This window comes from Variovorax sp. GW821-FHT10D07 (genome assembly GCF_059415325.1).
Genome location: NZ_JBWKMZ010000002.1, coordinates 513,814 through 534,770, shown reverse-complemented (window position 1 = coordinate 534,770; position 20,957 = coordinate 513,814). Strand labels below are relative to the sequence as shown.

The window sequence follows — 20,957 nt, the reverse complement described above, 5'->3', positions numbered from 1 at the left end:
GCATCGCGGGCTACTTGCCCGTAGAATTTCTACTCCTCGGTAACGTCCGCGATCTTCCAGACGCGACTTCGCCGCGGCATCAGGACTTACCCCTGCGCGCAAACCCGGATCGCCCCATGACCCTCACCAAGCGCCGTGCCTCCGCCGCCAAGGCCTCTTCCACCGAGGCCACGGACGAATCGCCCTGGGTGCCCTCGGCACAGCGCGCGATGCAGCGCGAACTCAAGCGCCAGGCCGTGCTGCAGACGGCGGCGCAGCTGTTCAACGAGCGCGGCTTCCATGCCACCTCGCTCGACGACATCGCCGAGCGGCTGCACGTGACCAAGCCCACGCTCTACTACTACGTGAAGAGCAAGGACGACATCCTGCTCGAGTGCGTGCGCGCCGCGCTGGGCATGATGCAGGAGGGCATCGACGAGGTGCGTCGCAACGGCGGCCGCGCGCTCGACCAGCTCATGGCCTGCATGCGCAGCTACTCGGCCATCGTCTGCGAGGAGTTCGGCAAGTGCGTGATCCGCATCGGCGAGGACCCGCTGCCCGAGCCGCTCAAGAAGGAGCTGCGCCGCCTCAAGGCCGGCATCGACCACGAGTTTCGCCGGCTGATCGACGAGGGCATCGCCGAGGGCTCGATCGCGCCCTGCGACCCGAAGATGGCCGCCTTCATGCTGGCCGGTGCGCTGAGCTGGATCGGCCGCTGGTACCGGCGCGACGGCGACCTCACGCCCGAGCAGATCGCCGACCAGGCGATCGCGCTGTTGCTCAACGGCGTGCTGCGGCAGGTGCCCGCGGCACCTGTGCGCCGCAAGCCGCGCGCGACCGCCGCCTGAACTTCCCATGCCATGGAGCAGACAACGATGACCACCACCACCCCCGACACCCCGCTCGAGATCGGCCGCGAAGGCGCGGTCGCCACGCTGCGCTTCAACCGCCCCGCGGCGCTCAATGCCATCGACGTGCCAATGGCGCAGGCCTTCCTCGCGGCGGTGCGCGCCATCGCGGCTGATCGCTCGGTGCGCGCGGTGCTGCTGAGCGGCGCCGGCAAGGGCTTCATGGCCGGCGGCGACCTCGCGCTGCTGAGCGCCGATCCGCAGGGCGGCGCGGCCGCGCTGATCGGTCCGCTGCACGAGGCGCTGGAAGTGCTCGCCACCATCGACGCGCCGGTGGTCGCGCAGGTGCACGGCGTGGCGGCCGGCGCGGGCCTGAGCCTGATGCTGCAGGCCGACTTCGTGCTCGCGGCCGAGGGCACGCGCTTCAACCTGGCCTACGTCAACATCGGCGCGAGCTGCGACGTCGGCGCCTCGTGGGCGCTGCCGCGCTGGGTCGGTCTGCGGCGCGCGCTCGAGATCGCGATGCTCGGCGACATGCTCGAAGCGGCCGAGGCCGAGCGCATCGGCCTCATCAACCGCGTGCTGCCGGCCGATGCGCTGGCCGGCGAGGCGATGGCGCTGGCGCAGCGCCTGGCCAACGGGCCGACCGTGGCGCTGGGCCAGTTGCGGCGGCTGATGCGCGGCAGCTTCGAGCGCGAGCTGCCGGCGCAGCTCGCCGCCGAGTCGGCTGCCTTCCAGGTCTGCGCAGCGAGCCAGGATTTCCGCAGCGGCGTCGACGCCTTCTTCGCGAAGAAGCCGGCACGCTTCGAAGGCCGCTGATCCCCTTTTCCTCTTTTCCCTTTTCGTTCATTTCATCCAGGAGCAGTTCATGACCTCACGCGAGATCTTCGTCGTCGGCAGCGCCCGCACGGCCATCGGCACCTTCGGCGGTTCGCTGAAGGACGTGCCCAACACCCAGCTGGCGACCACCGCGGTCAAGGCCGCGATCGAGCGCAGCGGTGTCGCGCCCGCGGCCATCGGCCACGTGGTGATGGGCAACGTGATCCCCACCGACACCAAGGACGCCTACCTCAGCCGCGTCGCCGCCATCGATGCCGGCTGCCCGATCGAGACGCCGGCCTTCAACGTCAACCGCCTCTGCGGCTCGGGCCTGCAGGCCATCGTCTCGGCGGCGCAGGCGATCGCGCTGGGCGACTGCGACATCGCGATCGGCGGCGGCTCCGAATCGATGAGCCGCGGCCCGTACTTCGACACCGCCGCGCGCTACGGCGCGCGCATGGGCGACGTGCAGCTGCTCGACTACATGCTCGGCATCCTCCATGACCCGTGGGAGAAGATCCACATGGGCATCACGGCCGAGAACGTGGCGGCGCGCTACGGCATCACGCGCGAGCAGCAGGACGCGCTGGCCGTGGCCAGCCAGCAGCGTGCCGCGGCCGCCATCGCCGCGGGACGCTTCAAGGAGCAGATCGTTGCGGTCGAGGTCAAGACGCGCAAGGGCGTGGTGCTGTTCGACACCGACGAGCACGTGCGCGCCGACACCACGCTGGAGACGCTCGCCAAGATGAAGCCGGCCTTCAGGAAGGATGGCCTCGTGACCGCCGGCAATGCCTCGGGCATCAACGACGGCGCCGCCGCGCTGGTGCTGGCCGAGGGCGCGCGCGCGAAGGCCGAGGGCCTGAAGCCGCTGGCGCGCCTCGTGGGCTATGCGCACGCGGGCGTGGAGCCGGCCTACATGGGCATCGGCCCGGTGCCGGCCACGCGCAAGGTGCTCGAGCGCACCGGCCTCAAGGTCGGCGACTTCGACGTGATCGAGTCGAACGAGGCCTTCGCGGCCCAGGCCTGCGCGGTGATCCAGGAGCTGGGCTTCGACCCGGCCAAGGTCAATCCCAACGGTTCGGGCATCTCGCTGGGCCACCCGGTGGGCGCCACGGGCGCGATCATCGCGGTGAAAGCGATCGCCGAGCTGCACCGCGTGCAGGGCCGCTATGCGCTGGTCACGATGTGCATCGGCGGCGGCCAGGGCATCGCCGCGGTGTTCGAGCGCGTCTGATCCGGCGCGAGGAACGGAACGCGGTGTGTGGCGGCATCCTCCACAAGGAGGATGGCCCGAAGCCATACCCCCGCTAATCTTCTGCCTGCCCGGAGAGGAGGAGCGAGTGATCGAGGAGAGGACTCCGGGTGTGTGCAGCGCGTCGGGCGGGGTGGTCTGCCCGACGCGACATGCCTCCTTCCAGACCGCTCTCCCCACGCTCCCCCCAGCTTCCCGCCTCGCCGCACCGCGCACAATGCAGCCCGTGCAGCGCCATCTCCCCATCCTCGTCGACGAATCCGAGATCGATTTCAGCGCGATCCGTGCCCAGGGCGCGGGCGGGCAGAACGTCAACAAGGTCTCGAGCGCGGTCCACCTGCGCTACGACATCCGCGCGAGTTCGCTGCCCGAGGACCTGAAGGAGCGGCTGCTCGCGCTGCGCGACAGCCGCATCACGCAGGAGGGCGTGCTGGTGCTCAAGGCCCAGCAGCACCGCAGCCAGGAGATGAACCGCGCCGATGCGATTGCGCGCCTGCAGGCCGTGGTCGACAGCGTGGCGACGGTGCCGCGCGCGCGGCGCGCCACCAAGCCTACCTACGGTTCGAAGCAGCGCCGGCTCGAGGGCAAGAGCCAGCGCTCGCAGGTCAAGAGCCTGCGCGGACCGGTCCGGGGGGACTGAGCGGCGCGGTGCCGCCGCGCAGCCGCCGGATCTGCAGGCTCAGGCCCACCGCATAGAGCACCAGCAGCACGCCGGTGATCGCCTTGAGTTCGGGCGCATCGGGGCTCGCCAGCAGCGGCGCGCCGAGCGGCAGCCGCGTCAGCGTTTCGGTGAAGGTCGGAATCCAGTGGAACATGAAGGTGGCCGAGTAGGCCGCCAGCTCGGCATGGCGCGCGAAGCGCCCGAAGAGCCGGCCGCGCCCGGCCTGGAAGCCAATGGCCAGCGCCAGCAGGGTCACGATGCCCAGCACGTGCGGCCGGCCGAAGCCGCCATGCTGGAAGATGCCGAAGCCCGTGAGGCAGGTCAGCACCGTGGTCCAGACGTAGAGCCGGCCCAGGCCGGTGCGCCAGGAGATCTCCTTGTAACGGACCAGGGCCAGTGCCCCCGCCGCCAACGCTACCAGGCTGATCGCCGTATGGACGATCCCCAACGAAGTCAACCCCAGCCAGACCGTTGCCGCCATGTGCTGCTCCTCATGTTTCGTGGTGCGCGCGATTCTGTCGTGTTCGGCCGCTTTTGGGGAGGGGCCGGTTAAGTCCCGCTTAAACCTGCGGTCACGCGGCGCTTGCACAATCCTGTCGATGAGTTTCTTGACGAAGCGTTTCGCTCCCGTGCGCGTCGCGGCCCTCTCGCTGGCGCTGGCCGCGGGGCTGCTGGCCGGATGCGGACCCGAGCGCGCGGCCCCGGCCAGCGCGGCGGCCGGCGTGGCGCCCGAGCTCAAGTGGGAGGAACTGATCCCCAAGAGCTGGGACCCGACCCAGCGCTACCGCAACATCAGCCTCGAATCGCTGCGCGACAACGACCCGCGCGCGATCCAGATGCTCGACGAGATGCGCGCGGTCTGGGACAACGCGCCGGTGAACGTGGCGCTCGACGGCGTCGACGGCCGCCTGACCGGCTTCGTGGTGCCGCTGGACGCCTCGCCCGACGGCATCCGCGAGTTCCTGCTGGTGCCGTACTTCGGCGCCTGCATCCACACGCCGCCGCCGCCGGCCAACCAGATCGTGCGCGTGATCGCCCACGAGACGGTGAAGGGCCTGCATGCGATGGACACGGTGCATGTGCGCGGCACCCTGCGCGCGGCGCGCTACGCCTCGGCCGACATGGGCGTGAGCGGCTACGAGATCCGCTCGGCGGCGGTCGAGCCCTTCGTCGCCAAGGCGCAGTAGGCGCAACAGGCGCGCGGCGCGGCTCAGTCCGCGAGCCGCTCGGCCAGGAAATCCAGGAACGAGGTGATGCGCGCCGACAGCTGCGTGTTGCGGTAGTAGACCGCGTTGACCGGCTGGCGCACGTCGACCGTGTCCCTGGCCAGCACCTGCACCAGCGCGCCGCTCGCGCGGTCGGCCGCGGTCATGAAGTCCGACAGGCACACCATGCCCACGCCGGCCAGCGCGAGCTGGCGCAGGGTCTCGCCGCTCGAGGCCGCGAGGCTGGGCACGATCTGCCATTCGTCGCCGTGCGGGCCGCGCAGCGGCCAGCGGTTGAGCGACTCGGGCTGGGTGAAGCCCAGCAGCGTGTGCGTGGCGAGCTCCTCCACCTTGCGCGGCCGGCCGTGGGCCTCGAGGTAGGCCGGGCTCGCGAGCACGCGCAGCCGGTGCGTGCCCAGCGGCCGCGCATGCAGCGTGGAGTCGCGCAGCGGGCCGATGCGGATCGCGATGTCGGTGCGGCGCTCGAGCAGGTCGATCGGCAGGTCGTCGGTGTCGAGCTCGAGCTCGATCTGCGGATAGCGGCGGCGGAACTCGGCCACCAGCGGCACCACCGCATGCAGCATGTAGGGCGAGGCGGCATTCACGCGCAGCCGGCCCGCGGGCTGCTCGCGGCGCGAGGCCATCTGCTCCTCGGCCTCGTCGATGGCGTCGAGGATGCTGCGGGTGCGCTGCAGGAAGGCCGCGCCTTCCTCGGTCAGCTCGAGCCGCCGGGTGGTGCGGCGCAGCAGCGTGGTGGCCAGCTTCTGCTCGAGCCGGCTCAGCGCGCGGCTCACGCCCGAGACCGTCTGCGAGAGCTGCTCGGCCGCGGCCGTGATCGAGCCGGTGTCGACCACGGTGCGGAAGGCCAGCAGTTCCTCGATCGTGGTCTTCATGGACGCTCGCTCAGTGCGCGGCCTGGGCCTCGGCCTCGGTAGGCAGCGGCACCTCGATGCGCGGCACCAGCGCCGCCAGCGCCTCGCCGTCGGTGCGGTAGCTGAACAAGAGCGGCCCCGGCGCCAGCAGGCCGGCGCGTTCCAGCACCTGCATCGCGGGCAGCTTGAGGCCGCTCAGGTGCAGCCGCACGCCGCGCGATTCGAGCATGCGGCGGATCGAGCCGAACACCTCGGCGCCGGTGATGTCGATGCGGTTGATCGGCTGGGCGAACAGGCACACGTCGGTGAGGTCGGGCCGGGCGGCCAGCGCCACCGTGAGCGCGCGCTCGAGCGTGGAGGCCGAGGCGAAGTCGAGTTCGGCGTCCATGCGCAGCGCATGCAGGTGCGGCGCCAGCGGCGGCAGCTTCCACAGGTGGCGGTCGCGCAGGCTGCCGTCGGGATGCAGGCCGACCTCGATGATGCGCGGGTGCAGGTGGCGGTACATGTAGTTCGCCAGGCTCGCGAGCAGGCCGCCGAGCACGCCCCAGTAGATGCTGGGCGCGGTCGCGATGGTGAGCACGAAGGTGCCGATGGCGATGCCGGCCTCGAGCCGCGAGATGCGCCACAGGGCCGTGAAGCTCGAGGGCTTGACCAGCCCGAGGATGGCCGTCACCACCACCGACGCCAGCACCGCCTGCGGCACGTGGTAGAGCAGCGGCATCAGCCACAGCAGCGCGCCGGCCACCACCACCACGCTGAACAGCGTGGCCCAGCCGGTCTGCGCGCCGGCGTAGAGCGTGATCGCCGAGCGCGAGAACGAGGAACTGGTGGGAAAGGCGCCCGTGAAGCCCGAGGCCAGCTTGGCCAGGCCCTGGCCGATCAGGTCCTGGTTCTCGTTCCACAGCGTGCCCGCGCGCGCGTTGTCGACCTTGGCGCTCGAGGCGGTCTCGAGAAAGCTCACCAGCGTGATCATCAGCGCCGGCAGGACCAGCGCGCTGAAGGTGCTGGCCGGCAGCAGGCCGGGCCAGTAGAAGTCGGGCAGGCCCGAGGGCAGGCTGCCGACCACCGCGCCGCCGCGCAGCGCATAGCTGATGCCCCAGCTCAGCGCGGCCGCGCCGGCCACCAGCGCCATGGTGGTGGGAAAGCGCGGCACGAAGCGCTTGCCCAGCCACAACACGGCGATGCCGCCGAGGCCGAAGGCGATGGCCGTGAGGTCGGGCAGCGGGCCGTCGCCGCGCAGCACCTGCGGGATGGTGCGCCCGGTGAAGCCCAGCAGCGCCGGCAATTGCGAGATCGCGATCAGCACCGCCGCGCCCTGCGTGAAGCCGATCAGCACCGGCGAGTTCACCAGCCGCAGCATCCAGCCGAAGCCGCCCGCGCCCAGCACGATCTGGATCGCGCCCGACATCAGCGTGAGCCACACCGCCATCGCCACCCATTCGGGGCTGCCGGCCACCGCCAGCGGCGCGAGCGAGGCGCCCACCAGCAGGCTGGTGAGCGCGGTCGGACCGACCGACAGCCGTTGCGAGGAACTGAACATCACGGCGATCAGCGCCGGGAACAGCGCCGCGTAGACGCCGGTGACCAGCGGCATGCCCGCGAGCGCCGCATAGGCCACGCCCTGCGGGATCACCATCAGCGCGACCGTGATGCCGGCCATCGCCTCGCCGCGCAGCAGGGCGGCGGAGGGGCGCGGCCAGCCCAGACAGGGAACCCAGCGCGCCAGGCGCTGGCGCAGGGACGGGGAAGAAGCGGAGGTGGCGGGTGGCGGCGTCATGGAAAGCGGTCTGTCGCGCACGCGGGGCGTGGGCGGACGCGGCACGAGAACGAAGGGAAGAGGAAAAATGCCGCGACCGTGCGATGTTAGTGCGCCGCACGGTGCCGGCGCAGCACGGTTTACCCCGGCATCGCCGCTGCCGGGGCCCCGGGCCTCAGAGCAGCTTGGTCGCGTTCTTCAGCACGTAGTCGCAGCCCTTTTCCTTGACCTTCGAGGTCAGCAGCTTGAAGTTGAGCGTCTGGCCGTCGCCGCCCTTGAGCAGGCCCTTGGCGCCGTTCGCGAAGCCGGTCTGCTGCTGCTTCTGGCCGGTGATCTTGGCCAGCAGCTTGTCCTTGACCGAGGCCGCGTCGCCGCCGCCCAGGTAGTTGTTCTTGATGCAGTACTGCAGCACGCCGGCCGCGTTGCCCATGGTGTTGTTGCCGATCGCGGGCATCGAGAAGCCGAGGTTCTCGGCCAGCCCGGCGGTCGCGCCGCCGCTGCTGCCACCGTTGCTGCCGGCGCTGGCCGCGCCGCCGCCCATCTGGTTCTTGAGCTGATCGAGCAGCTTCGATTCGGCGCTGGCCGAGACGCCGGCCGCGAGCAGGGCGAGCGCGATCAGGGTGGAACGGAACTTCATGGCGACCTCCTTGGTGCGAATGGATATGCGGGCACAGCATACGCCGCCCCGGTGGCGAAAGGAGGTCGCCGCGCGGACCGGCTCAGCGCGTGCGCGCCGGGCGCTTGGGCAGCAGCGGTTCGCTCACGCCCGCGACGCCGACCAGGCCGAGCACCGTCACCAGCGAGTTCTGCGCGCCCTTCCAGCCATCGGTCACGTCGATCCACTCGCTGAGCGCGTGGAAGCCGCCGGTCTTGCCGCCGCCGCCGATGATGATCGCGGGGATGCCGAGCGAGATCGGCACGTTGGCGTCGGTGCTGCCGCCGCGCAGCAAGGTCTTGTGGCCGAAGGCCGCGTTGGCGCGCGTGGCGGCCTCGACGATCACCGAATCCGGTGGGGTGCGGCCACCAGGGCGGTCGCCGATCAGCCTGGTGCTCACGCTCAGCGTGTTCACGTTCCAGCGCTTGTTCTCCTCGGCCACGGCTTCGTCGAGCGTGGCGAGGATCTTCTTCTCGGCCTCGAGCAGCGAGGCCATGTCGTCGGAGCGGATGTCGATCGCCATGCGCGCATCGGGCGCGATGGTGTTGACCGAGGTGCCGCCGCCGACCGTGCCGACCGTGAAGGTGGTCTTGGGGAAGCTGGGCGTGCGCACCTCGGCGATCTTGGCGATGGCGCGGCCCATGCCGTGGATCGCGCTGGGCACCTGGCCGAAGGCGCCGAAGCTGTGGCCGCCCGGGCCCTTGAAGCTCACTTCGTAGCGATGGCTCGCGGTGCCCAGCACCAGCACGTTGCCGTCGGGCGAGGGCTCGAGGCCGACCATGCCGTCGATGTCGAGATGGTCGCGGAAGATCGCCTTCATGCCGCGCAGGTTGCCGAGTTCCTCCTCGCCGACATTGCCGACGAACAGCAGGTCGCCGCGGGTCTGGATCTTGTTGTCGTTGAGCACCTTGAGCCACGACAGCAGCACCGACAGGCCGCGCGTGTCGTCGGAGATGCCCGGGGCGAACAGCTTGCCCTCGCGCTCCTTCACCTTCACGTCGGTGCCGGCCGGGAACACGGTGTCGAGGTGGGCCGAGATCAGCAGCTTCGGACCATTGCCCGTGCCCTTGCGCAGGCCGACGACATTGCCTTCGGCATCGATCTTCGCGTCGGCCAGGCCCAGCGCCTTCATGCGCGCGAGGAAGGCCTCGGCGCGCTTCTGTTCCTTGAACGGCGGCGCCTCGATCTCGGTCAGCAGCTTCAGGTCTTCCACCGAGCGCTCGTGGTCGGCCTTCACCGCCTCGAGCAGCTTCTGGACCGTGGGCGCGGCCATCAATTGCGTGTAGGCCTTCTCGACCTCCGGGCTCACCTGGGCCGGCGTGGGCGCCACCGCCGCGCTCTGCGCATGGGCGAGCGGGGCGGTGCCGAACACCGCGAGGGCGAGGGCGAGCGGGGCGAGGCGGAGGGAAGAGGGCGCGAGACGGGGCATGCGGTAGTCCGGGAGTGAGGGATCCTGTTGAAAGAAAAACCGTCGTTCGACGGAGCCGGAGGGATTCGAACCCTCGATGACGGCATCATCGGTTCGCCGAGGACGAAGCGTCGGCGATTCTTCCTTTCAGTCGGCTGTCGTGCTGGGGTTTAATCTTCGACTCCGTCAGTTTTTCTAACGAACACCATGCGACGTCACATCCCGAGCACGCGCGCGCTGCTGGTCTTCGACGCGGTCGCGCGCCAGCACGGCGTGAGCCGTGCCGCCGAGGAGCTGTGCCTCACGCACAGCGCCGTGAGCCAGCAGCTGCGGCTGCTCGAAAGCCAGATCGGCGTGCGGCTGGTGCAGCGTTCCGCGCGCGGCACCACGCTGACCGAGGCCGGCCGGCGCTACCACGGCCAGATCTCGGGCGACCTGATCCGGCTGCAGGACCACACGCTCGAGGCGATGGCGCGGCGCACCGACGGCCTGCGGTTGATCGTGGGCGCGGTGCCGGTGCTGGCCGAGGGCTGGCTGCTGCCGCGGCTGCCCGGCTTCACGGCGCTGCAGCCGGGCTGCAGCCTGCACCTGCAGGTCTTCCCGACGCTGCGCTACATGGAGGACCTGCCCTTCGACGTCGGCGTGCAGTACGACGATGCGGTCTGGCCCGGCGCCCACACGCAGCCGCTGATGGCCGAGGCCTGCGTGGCGGTGTGCGCGCCCGGCGCCCGCGGCCGCGCCGAGATGGCGCGCGGCGATTTCCGCGCGGCACCGTTGCTGCAACTGCGCAGCCGGCTCGGTGCCTGGGAGGAGTGGTTCGCGCAGGCGCCCGCCGCGATGCAGCCGCCCGAGAACCTGATCGCCGGCCATCGCTTCGACCTGTTCTCGATGCTGGTCGAGGCGGTGCGGGCCGACCTCGGCGTGGGGCTGGTGCCGCGCTACTACGTCGAGCGCGCGCTGCGCTCGGGCGAACTGGCGCTGGCCTGCGAGCACGAGGCGCCCTCGCGCCGCGGCTACAGCGTGTTCGTGCCGCCGCAGCGCGCGGCCGATCCGCTGGTGCAGGCCTTCATCGACTGGGTCTGCGAACTGCCGACCGCTTGAGGCCGGCGCGATTCAGGCGCGGCGGAACAGCAGCACCGAGTTCGTGCCGCCGAAGGCGAAGGAGTTGCTGATCGCCGCCTCGAGCGCGGGCGCGTCGGCATCGCCTGTGGCCACGAGATTCAGCGCGCAGTCGGGATCGGCCTGGCCGCCGTTCACGTTGGGCGGCAGCCGGCGTTCGCGCAGCGCGAGGATGGTGATGACCGCCTCGAGCGCGCCGGCGCCGCCGAGCAGGTGGCCATGCAGCGCCTTGGTCGAGCTGGTGCGCAGGCCGTCGAGATCGTCGCCCCAGACCGCGGCCAGCGCATTGCGCTCCACCGCGTCGCCGATGCGGGTGGCGGTGCCGTGCGCGTTGCAATAGCCCACGTCGCGCGGCGCCAGGCCGGCCTGGCGCAGGGCCGAGCGCAATGCGCGCGCCTGGCCGGGCGCGTCGGGCTTGGTGAGATGGGTGGCATCGCTGCTCAGGCCCCAGCCGGCGAGCAGCGCATGGATGCGCGCGCCGCGCCGGCGTGCGCGCTCGGCCGATTCGAGCACCACGAAGGCCGCGCCCTCGCCGAGCGCGAAGCCGCTGCGGTCGGCCGCGAAGGGCTTGACGGCCTGCGCCGCCTCGCCGGGCTGGAAGCCGGCCAGCGTCATCATCGCCTGCCAGGCCAGCACCACGCCGGGCACGATCAGCGCTTCGCTGCCGCCCGCGATGGCGAGATCGACCTCGCCGCGCTGGATCGCCTTGGCGGCTTCCGCGATCGCCACCGACGACGAGGCACAGGCCACCGAGTAGGTGAGCACCGGGCCCTGCACGCCCTGGCGCATCGACACGTGGGCCGCCGGCGCATTGGGCATGAAGGCCGGAATGGTCAGCGGCGACACGCGGCCGTTGCCGCGGTAGGCAGCCTCGAGCGCCGCCGCGCCGCCCATGCCGCAGCCGCCGTAGACGCCCACGCGTTCGGCATCGAGGCCGCTGTCGGCAAGGGCGGAAATGCCGGCATCGCGCATCGCGAGGTCGGCGGCGGCCACCGCGAGCTGACTCACGCGGTCGACGCCCGCGAGCTGCAGCTTGGTGAACCAGCGGCTCTCGTCGAAGGCGACGGTGGCGGCGGCGGCCGGCTTGGGGAGTTCGGGAAACACCGGCGCGATGGCCGAGCGGCCCTGCAGCAGGGCCTCGAACAAGGTGTCGGGATGGTCGCCGTGCGGGGCGACGACGCCCAGCCCGGTGACGGCGACCTCCGAGGGCGTGTTCACGCTGGCTTGGCGGCGCGGACCTTGTCGACCAGCACGGCCAGTTCGGCCAGCGTGTCGATGTTGGCGTCCTCGTCGGGCATGGTGATGCCGAAGTGGTCTTCGATGGCGAACAGGAATTCGGCCAGCGCCAGCGAATCGAGGCCGCCTTTCTCCCGCATGGAGGCATGGGGGTCGAGGGTCGACGGTTCGATGCCGTACTTCTCTTGGATCAGGTCCTGCAATTCCTTCAGCGAACTCATCGTGCGATGCCTGTGGTCTCTCTTGCCAGCCGCTGATCGATTGCAATCGATCCCTTCCTCGCTCGGCGTATGTCTAGGGTCGGTGAGCGCCAATGATATCCGCTCCCACCGCAGGGACATGCCGGCCGGAAGGGGGAGTCAGCGTGCTCGGTAACCCGGACGCCAGCGCAGCGAGGGCAGCGCGAAGGCCAGCCCGAGCAGCGCGCCGGCCAGTGCATCGAGCGCCACGTGCTGCTTGACCGCCAGCGTCGACCAGGCGATGGCCGCGAACCAGAGCCAGTTCAAGAGCCGCGGCCACAGCGGCGTGCGGGCCTCGCGCAGCACGTGCTCGAGCCGTACCGCGGTGAAGATCGCCACCGCCACGTGCATCGACGGGCAGGCGTTGCCGGCCGCGTCCACGCCCTGCAGCATCTCGAAGCCCCGATAGCCCGAAACGTCGATGGCCAGAGGAGGTATCTGCGTCGGCCACAGGTAGAACAGGCCCAGCCCCGTGAGGCACAGCCCGCCGACCCAGAAGCCGTAGACCAGCAGCTCGCGGAAGTTCGGCTGCAGCCCGGGCGCCACGCCCACGTAGAGCCACAGCGACAGGTAGGCACCCAGGAAGTGCGGCTGGAACGGGACCAGCGCGTCGAGCGCGGTCAGCGGCATCACCGTGACCGGAAAGGCCGGGTTGCGCAGCAGGTGGAAGTAGCCGATGAAGAACAGCCAGGTGAAGACCGTGGTGCCGACCGCCTTCAGCAGGAACAGGCTGCGCACGCGGCGCCCGATCTCGGCGCCCCAGGTGGGCGTGGCCGGTGCGGCGGGCAGGGGCAGGGGGAGCGGTCGGTTCATGGCGGGCTGGCGGCCGATCTTGCCAGAGCCCCATGACCGGACGCCGCAAAGCACCTCAGGCGTGCGCGGACGAGGGACCGCGCTTGCGGTGCTGGAACGAGGTCGGCGAACGCCCGGTGGCGGCCTTGAACATGGCGCAGAAGGCGCTGTCGGTGGCGTAGCCGCTGGCGGCCGCCACCTGGCTCACGGCCATGCCGCGCGCCAGCAGCGGCAGCGCATGCGCCATCACCGCCTGCTGGCGCCACTGCTGCCAGCTCATGCCGAGCTGGTCGCGGAACATGCGCGCCACCGTGCGTTCGCTGGCGCCGATGCTGGCGGCGCGTTCGGCCAGGGTGGCGCGGTCGGCCGGGTTGCGCAGCAGCGCCTCGCAGAGCTGGCGCAGCCGCTTGTCGGCGGGCAACGGCACGTCGATGCGGATCTGCGTGGCGCGCTCGAGCTCGTCGACCAAAAGCGGCGCGATCATGCGTTCGCGCTGCGGCGCATGCGCGTCGGTGGGGGGCAGGCCGTCGGGCGTGGTGTCCAGCGCCAGCATCAGCGCGCGCAGCAGCGGGCTGATCTCGAGCACCTCGCATTTCTCCCAGGCCGGGCCCAGCCAGGCATGCAGGTAGATGGTGCGCAGCTCGGCGTCCTCGATCAGCATGATGCTGTGCGGCATGTCGGCCGGCACCCAGACCGCGCGCGAGGGCGGCACGATGTAGCTGCCGTCCTGGGTGTTGAGGCGGATCACGCCCCGGGTCGAGAAGGTCAGCTGCGGCCACGGATGCTGGTGCAGCTCGACGAAGGTGTCGGCGCTCAGGAAGTGTTCCTTGGCGCGCAGCGGCCGCACCGCGTCGGGCGCGTACAGGTGCGGCGTGAGCGAGGCCACGCTGGTGACCGGCGCGGGCACCGGGGCCGCGCGCGGCTTGTCGGGTCGCGGAACGCCGTCCGCAGGGGTGGGGGGCTCGCTTGGCATGGTTTCGACAAATGTTGTCGCGGTATCGCCATTCTGCCGCCGGGCCCGGACATAGCATCGGGGCTTGCCCCGGTTTTTTGTAGCAATCCATGTCTTCTTCCGCCTCGACCACTCCCAACGCCACCCCCCCGACCACCCTGCGCAAAGACGCCCAACTGATCGGCCTGGTCGGGCTGGCGCATGCGATCAGCCACTTCAGCCAGCTGATCCTGGCGCCGCTGTTCCCCTGGCTCAAGGACGCCTTCGGCGTGAGCTACACCGAGCTGGGCGCGGTGCTGACGGTGTTCTTCGTGGTCTCGTGCATCGTGCAGGCCGCCTCGGGCTTCATCGTCGACAAGCTGGGCCCGCGGCCGGTGCTGTTCGTGGGCCTGGGCGCGCTGGGGCTGGCCGCCTTCGGCTACGCGCTGGCGCAGAGCTACTGGATGCTGCTGCTGTGCGCCGTGGTCGGCGGCATCGGCAACGGCGTGTTCCACCCGGTCGACTACACGCTGTTCAACCGCAAGGTCGCACCCACGCGCCTGGGCCATGCCTACAGCGTGCATGGCATCACCGGCAGCCTGGGCTGGGCGCTGGCGCCGGCCTTCGTGGTGCCGATCGCCATCGCCACCTCGTGGCGCGTGGCGCTGGCCTCGGCCGGCGTGCTCGCGATCGTGGTGCTGCTGGTGCTGTGGGTCTACCGTCGCGTACTCGACCTCGACGTGAAGGCCGTGCACAAGGCTACCGGCCAGGGCGAGGCCGCGGTGGGCGGGCAGTTCGACTTCCTGCGCATCCCGGCCGTGTGGATGTGCTTCGGTTTCTTCTTCTTCTATGCGGCCGTGATCAGCGTGGTCCAGACCTTCGCGCCGGTCGCGGCCGGCCACCTGCACGCGGTGCCGGTCGGCATCGTGGCGGTGTGCCTCACGGTCTACATGGTGGCGAGCTCGGCCGGCATGGTGGCGGGCGGCTTCCTGGCTTCCGATCCCTCGCGCTGCGAGCGCATCGTGGGCCTGGGCTTCGGCATCGCCGCCGCGCTGGCCTTGGTGCTGGCCTTCGCCGACTTCCCGCCGCTGGTGGTGCCGGTGCTGTTCGGCGCCATGGGCTTCGTCTCGGGCGTGGCCGGTCCCTCGCGCGACCTGCTGGTCAAGCGCTCGACGCCGCCCAATGCCACCGGCCGCGTCTATGGCGTGGTCTATGCCGGCCTCGACATCGGGCAGGCCGTGGCGCCGCTGATCTTCGGCCGCCTGATGGACCATGGCCAGTACGTGGCCGTGATCGTGGGCCTGGCGCTGGTGCAGGGCGTGCTGATCGCGAGCGCCTTCAACGTGACGCGCGTGCGCCGCACGGCGCTGGTGCCGGCCTCGGCCTGATCCCTGCTGCGTTCGCGGCGGCCGATATCATCGGCCGCCATGCAGGCCTTGTATCTCTATGTGATCGTCGGCGCGGTGCTGGCGGGATTCGTGCAGGGCCTGTCCGGCTTTGCGTTCAGCATGGTGTCGATGTCGGTCTGGGCCTGGACCCTCGACCCGCAGCTCGCGGCCATCCTCGCGCTGTTCGGCGGCATGACCGGGCAACTGATCACCGCCTTCAGCGTGCGCCGCCGCTTCGACCGCCAGCTGCTGTGGCCCTTCGTCGCCGGCGGCCTCGCGGGCATTCCCTTCGGCGTCTGGCTGCTGCCGCACCTCGACGTCGAGCTGTTCAAGGTCTGCCTCGGCGTGGTGCTGGTGCTGTGGTGCCCCGCGATGCTGATGTCGCAGCGGCTGCCGCGCGTGCGCTTCGGCGGCCGGGTGGCCGACGGCGTGGCCGGTGCCATCGGCGGCGCGATGGCCGGCATCGGCGGCTTCTCGGGCGTGGTGCCCACGCTGTGGTGCACCCTGCGCGGCTTCGAGCGCGACACCCAGCGCGCGGTGATCCAGAACTTCAACCTCACGATGCTGGTGGTGGCCTTCTCGCTGCACGTGGCGCGCGGCGGCGTCGCCGTGTCGACCCTCCCGCTGCTGGGCCTGGTCGCGGTGGCCGTGTTCGTGCCGGTGCGGCTCGGCGCGCGGCTGTACATCGGCATCAGCGAGGCCACCTTCCGCAAGATCGTGCTGAGCCTGCTGACGGCCTCGGGCGTGGCGATGCTGGCCTCGGCGCTGCCCGCGTTGCTGCGGCGCTGAAGAAGACAGAGAAAGAAAAGTCGCGGAACCTTCGCGCGAGGCCCGCCTCCAAACCGGCCCGGGGCCTTTCAGGGTCCTTTCGTTTTTTCCGGAGCGTCCCCCCGAAATGCGCCTTTGAGCCTTCCTTGATCGCCGCGATGCATGACCACCGTGCATCGCCTTGCCAACGATTCATGGGAGGGCCGGCATGGCTCATCGCACGCACGCACCGCGCCCGGGTTCAGGGCCGGACGCTTCCTTTTCTCTTTCCGCCACCGCCGGCTTCGAGCTGCGCCACGCCAGCCTCGCGCTGCCGGGCGGGCACCTGTTGTTCGACGATCTCTGCGAGACCTTCCAGCCCGGGCGCATCGGGCTGGTCGGGCGCAATGGCGCCGGCAAGTCGATGCTGCTCGACCTGCTCGCGGGCCGGCGCGAACCCACCGCCGGCGCGATCGTGCGGCCCTCGCGCCGTGTGCACGTGGCGCAGAACGCCGGCGCCGCGCCGGATGCGGACCTGTCCGCGCTCGCGGGCCTCGCACGCCCTTTCGCCGCGCTCGCGCGCATCGAGGCCGGGCAGGGCACGCCCGCCGACTTCGACGATGCCGAGGGCTGCTGGGACCTGCGCGCGCGCTTCGCGGCCGCGCTCACCGATGCGGGCCTGCCCTTCGCCATCGACCGCCGCGCCGACAGCCTGAGCGGCGGCGAGCGCACCCGCGTCGCGCTGGCCGGCGCCTTTCTCTCGGGCGTCGATGCGCTGCTGCTCGACGAGCCCAGCAACCATCTCGATGCCGATGCACGGCGCTGGCTGCGCGAGCGGCTCGCGGCCTGGCGCGGCGTGGTGGTGGTCGCGAGCCACGACCGCGAACTGCTCGAGGGCATGGACCGCATCGTCGAGATCACGCCGGCCGGCGGCCTGCGCGGCTGCACCGGCGGCTGGCAGGCCTACAGCGCCTGGCGCGAGCGCGAGGCCGATGCCGCGCAGGCCCGGCTCGCGCATGCGCGAAACGAGCGCGACGCCGCCTTGCGCGAACTGCGCCGGCAGCACGACGCGCAGCAGCGGCGCAGCGCACGCGGCGCGGCCTGGGCACGCGATGCCAATCTCGGTGGGCTCTACCTGGGCCGCCTCAAGGGCAATGCCGAGGCCCACGCGGGCCGCGAGCACGAGCGGCAGCGCGAGAGCCGCGCGACGCTCGATGCCGCGGTGCGCGAGGCGGCCGCCGGCGTGGCGCCACCGTCGGCGATCGCGCTCGCATTGCCGGGCTCGGTGGTTCCCGCAGGGCGCCGCGTGCTGTGGCTCGAGGGCGCGGTGCCCGCGCAACCGGCCGGCGCGAAGCCGCTGGACCTGTGCCTGCATGGTCCCGTGCGCATCGGCATCGGCGGCCCCAATGGCTGCGGCAAGACCAGCCTGCTGCGCATGCTCGCGGGACAGCAGGCACCGATCGTCGGGCGTTGCGAAGCACCGCAGCGCTCGGCATGGCTCGATCAGGACGGCGGCGCCGCGATGCCGCTCGACAGGTCATTGCTGCAGCAGCTCGATGCACTGCATTCGCCGCTGCCCGAAGGCGAGTTGCGCACCCGGCTCGCGCTGCTGGGGCTCGGTGCGGCCGAAGTGCTGCGGCCGCTGGCGCAACTGAGCGGCGGCGAACGGCTCAAGGCCGCGCTGGCCTGCGCGCTGTGGAGCGGCGAGCCGGCCGAGATGCTGTTGCTCGACGAGCCCACGAACCACCTCGACATCGCCTCGGTGCTCGCGCTCGAGCAGGCGCTGCGAGGCTTCCCGGGCGTGCTCGTCGTGGCCTCGCACGATGCGTGCTTCCTCGACGCGCTCGCACTGACCCATCGGCTGGCGTCCAGCGAAAACGGCTGGACACTGCGCGAATCGGACAGCCCTTAGGCGGCAGGCAGGATCTCGCGCACCCGTTCCCATGGCCGGCACATCAGCGTGCCGCGCGGCGACACCACGATCGGGCGCTGCAGCAGGATCGGGTGCTCGACGATGAAGCCGAGGATCTGGTCGTCGCTCCACTTCGGGTCGTCGAGCTTCAGTGCGGCGTACGGTTCTTCCTTGGTGCGCAGCAGTTCGCGCGCCTTCAGGCCCATCGCGTCGGCGAGCTCGCGCAGCTTCTTCTTCGACGGCGGCGTCTTCAGGTACTCGACGATCTCGGGCTCCACGCCGCTTTCGCGGATCAACGACAGTACGTTGCGCGAGGTGCTGCAGTTGGGCTTGTGGTAGATCGTCATCGGGTAGTCGGTGGTGGCTTCTTTGCGGGTCATGGCGCGATTATCGGAAGCCGCGGCCCGACGGGCATCACCCGCCGCGTTCCCAGCCCGGCGTGAACGGAAAGCGCTCGGCCCAGAACGCGGCCAGCCGCGGCTCGGCATCGACGCGCTTCACCACCTCGGCCATGCGCGGCGCCTCGCGGTAGAAGCGTTCGCGGCACGGCGTCCAGCGCGACATCACGGCCACGTAGAGGTCGAGCACGCCGATGCGCTCGCCGAGCAGGTAGGGCGAGGGCGGGTCGATCTGCGTGTCCATCAGGTGCCAGCAATGGGCCACGCGCTCGGCCGAGCGCTCGAGCATCGCGGGCTGCGCCGCCTTGTCGGGCACCAGCCGCGCGGGATCGTCGCGCACCCAGAACATCGAATAGATCGCGGCCGGCAGGTAGACCATCCAGCGCAGGTACTGCGCGCGCAGCGCATCGCCGGGTGCGGGGCAGAGGCCGGCCTCGGGATGGCGGTCGCCGAGCCAGATCAGGATCGCCGCGCTCTCGGTCATCAGTTCGCCCGAGGGCAGCACCAGCGCCGGCACCTGGCGCATCGGGTTGAGGTCGGCGATGCGGTCGCGCTCGGCATCGCCTTCCCAGGTCGCGATGTCGACCGTGTCGACCTGGTCGCCGAGGCCGATCAGCGTGAGCGCCGCATGCACGGGCGTGGCGCCCGAGCCGGGCGCGCCGTAGAGCGTGTAGCGATCGGGCGCGGCGGAGGGCGAGGAAGGGGATGACGGGGAAGCCATCCACCCAGACTAGCGCGCCCGCGTTCAGGCCGCCAGCAGCGTTTCGACCTCTTGCAGACCTTTCAGCGTCTTGACGCAGGCCTCGGCCACCTCGGAACCCTTGACCGCGAAATGGCGGTGGAAGTACTTGCGGTGCTCCACGTGCTCGTGGAAGTGGTGCGGCGTGAGCACGGCCGAGAAGATCGGCACGTTGGTCTCGAGCTGCAGCGACATCAGCGTGCTGACCACCGTGCTGGCCACGAACTCGTGCCGGTAGATGCCGCCGTCCACCACCAGCGCGCAGGCCACGATGCCGGCGTAGCGGCCCGACAGCGCGAGCCGCTTGGCATGCAGCGGGATCTCGAAGGCCCCGGGCACGTCGAAGACGTCGATGCGATCGCGCGGCACGCCCAGGCGCTCCATCTCCTCGAGGAAGGCGTCGCGCGCCTGGTGGACGATGTCGGAATGCCACTGCGCCTCGACGAAGGCGATGCGCTGGCCGCGCGGCGCGTCCGTCGCGGCGATGGCGGAAAGGGGAAGGTCGTTGATCTGACTCATGGTGTGCCTCTTCAAAAGCAGGTTTCCTGAATCAGGGCGCACGAAACCACGGAGCAGACCGCACGCTCCATGGCAGGAGCGCGCGGGCCGGCCCGCATTTCGCGCTCTCTTTCATCCGGACTGTGACCGTCGGCCCCGGGATCGCACCGGGTCTGCTGACCCCGCGGCTCGTTGCAAGCCACGGGCGCTCGCGGGCTCATGCGGTGCCTTCTGTTCGAAGAACGCCGCCATCACCGCCGGTGGGGAATTGCACCCCGCCCTGAGAACGCTTGCCCCGGCTCGCACCGGGGCGAGGGCGATTCTAGGCAGGCGCCGCGGCCGGCCCTGTCGCGCACGGGCCAAGACCCCAGGCCGCCGGGGGTGGCCCGCGGCCGGCTCAGCGCGCTGTGAGGAACTGGGCCATGCGTCCGAGTTCGTCGTCGAGCGCCGCGCGGAAGGCCGCGCCGTGCGGCTTGCGGCCCTCGACGTAGCCGAAGGCGGGCTGGGGCCGTCCCTCGGGTGCGCTGACGTTGGCCCAGCCGATCACGCGGTCGTGCCACAGCAGCGGCAGCGCGTAGTAGCCGAACTGGCGCTGCGGCGCGGGCGTGTAGGCCTCGAACTTGTAGGTCCAGCCCCAGAGCAGCTCGAAGCGGCGGCGGTCCCACACCACGGGGTCGAAGGGCGCGAGCAGGCGCACCGCGTCGTCGGGCGCATGGCGGCGCGAGGCCGGGTTCTCGTCGGCCGGCCAGTACCAGGTGGTGCCGTCGATGCGCAGGCTCGCGAGCTCCTCGCGCGCGAGGCGCAGCGCGGCCTGGGTCTGTGCCGCCAGGTGCGGCGCGCCGTAGCCGAGCAGCCGCACCAGGTAGGTCAGGCTGCCGGCCGGCAGCGGCGCGTACTTGCGCACGATCAGTTCGATCAGCGCGGCCGCGCGGCGCGCGCGGCCGGCCGGGCTCTCGTCGGCCGGCGCATGCTCGACCGCCTCGTAGATGCGCGTGCCGCTGTCGCGCCGCACGACGCGCAGAAGACCGCGGTAGTGCATGCCGTCGAGCAGGTGCGTCGACGCATTGCCCGAGCCGCCCCAGTAGTTGCGCATGCGGCCGTGCGCGAAGTGCTGCTCGACCTCGCGCGGATGCACGCGCCCGCGCTCGCGCACGAAGGCCAGCACGTCGGCGGCCTTGCGCCGCGTCTCGGCGTCCCAGGGCTTGGCGGCCTCGCGCGGATGCATCAGCGCCAGGTGCTCGCGCGGCAGGAAGCCGTAGTTGACCAGGCAATCCTCCTCGATCGCGAGCCGCGTGTAGCGCCGCTCGAGATCGCCCGCGCGGTAGTCGTTGACACGGTGGCGCAGCGTCAGGTCCTGCGCGCGCGCCGGGGCGCGGATCGGATCGGCCTGCACGAAGCCGAGCTTCTTGATCGCGCCGGGGAGCGTGGTGGGCTTGAACAGAGTGCGCGCCACGGCGTAGCGGCGCAGGTCGTCGAGGCTGGGGGCGGGCATGGGCGCATTGC

At 71.1% G+C, this 20,957-nt stretch carries 22 protein-coding genes, 1 pseudogene and 1 riboswitch; of the genes and pseudogenes, 10 read left to right on the top strand and 13 right to left on the bottom strand.

All coding sequences use genetic code 11. The features are described from left to right. Window positions 1–116 precede the first annotated feature (116 nt). The 4 genes from AC07PU_RS07805 to arfB all read left to right on the top strand — a co-directional run bounded on the left by AC07PU_RS07805 (window position 117) and on the right by arfB (window position 3,538). A complete protein-coding gene (locus tag AC07PU_RS07805) occupies window positions 117–827 on the top strand; it encodes a TetR/AcrR family transcriptional regulator (protein WP_495316588.1) in 711 nt (236 codons plus the stop codon). Window positions 828–854: 27 nt separating this feature from the next. Continuing rightward, window positions 855–1,646: an enoyl-CoA hydratase/isomerase family protein gene (locus AC07PU_RS07800; protein ID WP_495316586.1), complete on the top strand. Its 792-nt coding sequence runs from the start codon at window positions 855–857 to the stop codon at window positions 1,644–1,646. 49 nt (window positions 1,647–1,695) lie between these two features. Beyond that, window positions 1,696–2,880 (top strand): acetyl-CoA C-acyltransferase family protein, encoded by a 1,185-nt coding sequence (locus AC07PU_RS07795; RefSeq protein WP_495316584.1) that lies wholly within the window; start codon window positions 1,696–1,698, stop codon window positions 2,878–2,880. 235 nt (window positions 2,881–3,115) lie between these two features. Then, window positions 3,116–3,538 carry an alternative ribosome rescue aminoacyl-tRNA hydrolase ArfB gene (gene arfB / locus AC07PU_RS07790; protein WP_495316582.1) on the top strand — a complete coding sequence of 141 codons (423 nt, stop codon included), beginning with the start codon at window positions 3,116–3,118 and terminating at the stop codon, window positions 3,536–3,538. Here the strand turns inward: arfB and AC07PU_RS07785 are convergent. Next, window positions 3,504–4,040 (bottom strand): hypothetical protein, encoded by a 537-nt coding sequence (locus tag AC07PU_RS07785; protein WP_495316580.1) that lies wholly within the window; start codon window positions 4,038–4,040, stop codon window positions 3,504–3,506. The genes arfB and AC07PU_RS07785 overlap by 35 nt on opposite strands. A 118-nt stretch (window positions 4,041–4,158) precedes the next feature. Between AC07PU_RS07785 and AC07PU_RS07780 the strand changes: the two genes are divergently transcribed. Beyond that, window positions 4,159–4,746, top strand: a complete 588-nt coding sequence (locus AC07PU_RS07780) for a DUF3299 domain-containing protein (RefSeq protein ID WP_495316578.1) — start codon at window positions 4,159–4,161, stop codon at window positions 4,744–4,746. 23 nt (window positions 4,747–4,769) lie between these two features. Here AC07PU_RS07780 and AC07PU_RS07775 read toward each other — a convergent pair whose 3' ends face one another. From AC07PU_RS07775 to AC07PU_RS07760, 4 genes are all read right to left on the bottom strand, one after another. Continuing rightward, complete coding sequence (locus AC07PU_RS07775; RefSeq protein ID WP_490876625.1) at window positions 4,770–5,657, bottom strand: LysR substrate-binding domain-containing protein; 888 nt, start codon at window positions 5,655–5,657, stop codon at window positions 4,770–4,772. Between the two features lie 10 nt (window positions 5,658–5,667). Next, window positions 5,668–7,413, bottom strand: coding sequence for a SulP family inorganic anion transporter (locus tag AC07PU_RS07770; RefSeq protein ID WP_495316575.1), 1,746 nt, complete (start codon window positions 7,411–7,413; stop codon window positions 5,668–5,670). A gap of 154 nt (window positions 7,414–7,567) precedes the next feature. Continuing rightward, window positions 7,568–8,029 (bottom strand): DUF2501 domain-containing protein, encoded by a 462-nt coding sequence (locus AC07PU_RS07765; protein ID WP_208511200.1) that lies wholly within the window; start codon window positions 8,027–8,029, stop codon window positions 7,568–7,570. A gap of 82 nt (window positions 8,030–8,111) precedes the next feature. Then, window positions 8,112–9,476 (bottom strand): M20/M25/M40 family metallo-hydrolase, encoded by a 1,365-nt coding sequence (locus tag AC07PU_RS07760; RefSeq protein WP_495316572.1) that lies wholly within the window; start codon window positions 9,474–9,476, stop codon window positions 8,112–8,114. A gap of 186 nt (window positions 9,477–9,662) precedes the next feature. Between AC07PU_RS07760 and AC07PU_RS07755 the strand changes: the two genes are divergently transcribed. Then, window positions 9,663–10,556, top strand: a complete 894-nt coding sequence (locus AC07PU_RS07755) for a LysR substrate-binding domain-containing protein (protein ID WP_296781342.1) — start codon at window positions 9,663–9,665, stop codon at window positions 10,554–10,556. Window positions 10,557–10,568: 12 nt separating this feature from the next. Here AC07PU_RS07755 and AC07PU_RS07750 read toward each other — a convergent pair whose 3' ends face one another. The 4 genes from AC07PU_RS07750 to AC07PU_RS07735 form a co-directional block, all read right to left on the bottom strand. After that, window positions 10,569–11,792, bottom strand: coding sequence for a beta-ketoacyl-[acyl-carrier-protein] synthase family protein (locus AC07PU_RS07750; RefSeq protein WP_495316569.1), 1,224 nt, complete (start codon window positions 11,790–11,792; stop codon window positions 10,569–10,571). Continuing rightward, window positions 11,789–12,031 (bottom strand): acyl carrier protein, encoded by a 243-nt coding sequence (locus AC07PU_RS07745; RefSeq protein WP_057597863.1) that lies wholly within the window; start codon window positions 12,029–12,031, stop codon window positions 11,789–11,791. The genes AC07PU_RS07750 and AC07PU_RS07745 overlap by 4 nt, the downstream gene beginning before the upstream one ends. 138 nt (window positions 12,032–12,169) lie before the next feature. Next, complete coding sequence (locus tag AC07PU_RS07740; RefSeq protein ID WP_495316566.1) at window positions 12,170–12,862, bottom strand: phosphatase PAP2 family protein; 693 nt, start codon at window positions 12,860–12,862, stop codon at window positions 12,170–12,172. A 55-nt stretch (window positions 12,863–12,917) separates the two neighbouring features. After that, window positions 12,918–13,814, bottom strand: a complete 897-nt coding sequence (locus AC07PU_RS07735; RefSeq protein ID WP_256222509.1) for an AraC family transcriptional regulator — start codon at window positions 13,812–13,814, stop codon at window positions 12,918–12,920. 89 nt (window positions 13,815–13,903) lie between these two features. Between AC07PU_RS07735 and AC07PU_RS07730 the strand changes: the two genes are divergently transcribed. From AC07PU_RS07730 to AC07PU_RS07715, 4 genes and pseudogenes are all read left to right on the top strand, one after another. Next, window positions 13,904–15,160 (top strand): MFS transporter, encoded by a 1,257-nt coding sequence (locus AC07PU_RS07730; protein WP_495316563.1) that lies wholly within the window; start codon window positions 13,904–13,906, stop codon window positions 15,158–15,160. Between the two features lie 39 nt (window positions 15,161–15,199). Continuing rightward, on the top strand, window positions 15,200–15,949 hold the full coding sequence (locus AC07PU_RS07725; RefSeq protein WP_495316561.1) for a sulfite exporter TauE/SafE family protein: 750 nt from the start codon (window positions 15,200–15,202) through the stop codon (window positions 15,947–15,949). 187 nt (window positions 15,950–16,136) lie between these two features. Continuing rightward, window positions 16,137–16,716 (top strand): annotated as a pseudogene (locus tag AC07PU_RS07720) (ATP-binding cassette domain-containing protein); the annotation flags it as partial. Between the two features lie 89 nt (window positions 16,717–16,805). Next, complete coding sequence (locus AC07PU_RS07715) at window positions 16,806–17,819, top strand: ATP-binding cassette domain-containing protein (protein ID WP_495317251.1); 1,014 nt, start codon at window positions 16,806–16,808, stop codon at window positions 17,817–17,819. On the opposite strand, the gene arsC is transcribed toward AC07PU_RS07715, so the two are convergent. The 4 genes from arsC to AC07PU_RS07695 form a co-directional block, all read right to left on the bottom strand. Beyond that, entirely contained in the window at window positions 17,816–18,199 is a 384-nt protein-coding gene (gene arsC / locus AC07PU_RS07710; RefSeq protein WP_057596135.1) for an arsenate reductase (glutaredoxin), read from the bottom strand. The genes AC07PU_RS07715 and arsC overlap by 4 nt on opposite strands. 34 nt (window positions 18,200–18,233) lie before the next feature. After that, window positions 18,234–18,938: a glutathione S-transferase family protein gene (locus AC07PU_RS07705; protein WP_495316559.1), complete on the bottom strand. Its 705-nt coding sequence runs from the start codon at window positions 18,936–18,938 to the stop codon at window positions 18,234–18,236. A gap of 24 nt (window positions 18,939–18,962) precedes the next feature. Then, window positions 18,963–19,475, bottom strand: coding sequence for a 6,7-dimethyl-8-ribityllumazine synthase (locus tag AC07PU_RS07700; protein ID WP_093342920.1), 513 nt, complete (start codon window positions 19,473–19,475; stop codon window positions 18,963–18,965). A gap of 99 nt (window positions 19,476–19,574) precedes the next feature. Next, window positions 19,575–19,746: riboswitch (FMN riboswitch) on the bottom strand. Between the two features lie 105 nt (window positions 19,747–19,851). Continuing rightward, the gene (locus tag AC07PU_RS07695; RefSeq protein ID WP_495316556.1) at window positions 19,852–20,946 is read right to left on the bottom strand and encodes a DNA glycosylase AlkZ-like family protein; all 1,095 of its coding nucleotides are present in this window, start codon (window positions 20,944–20,946) and stop codon (window positions 19,852–19,854) included. Window positions 20,947–20,957: the final 11 nt, after the last annotated feature.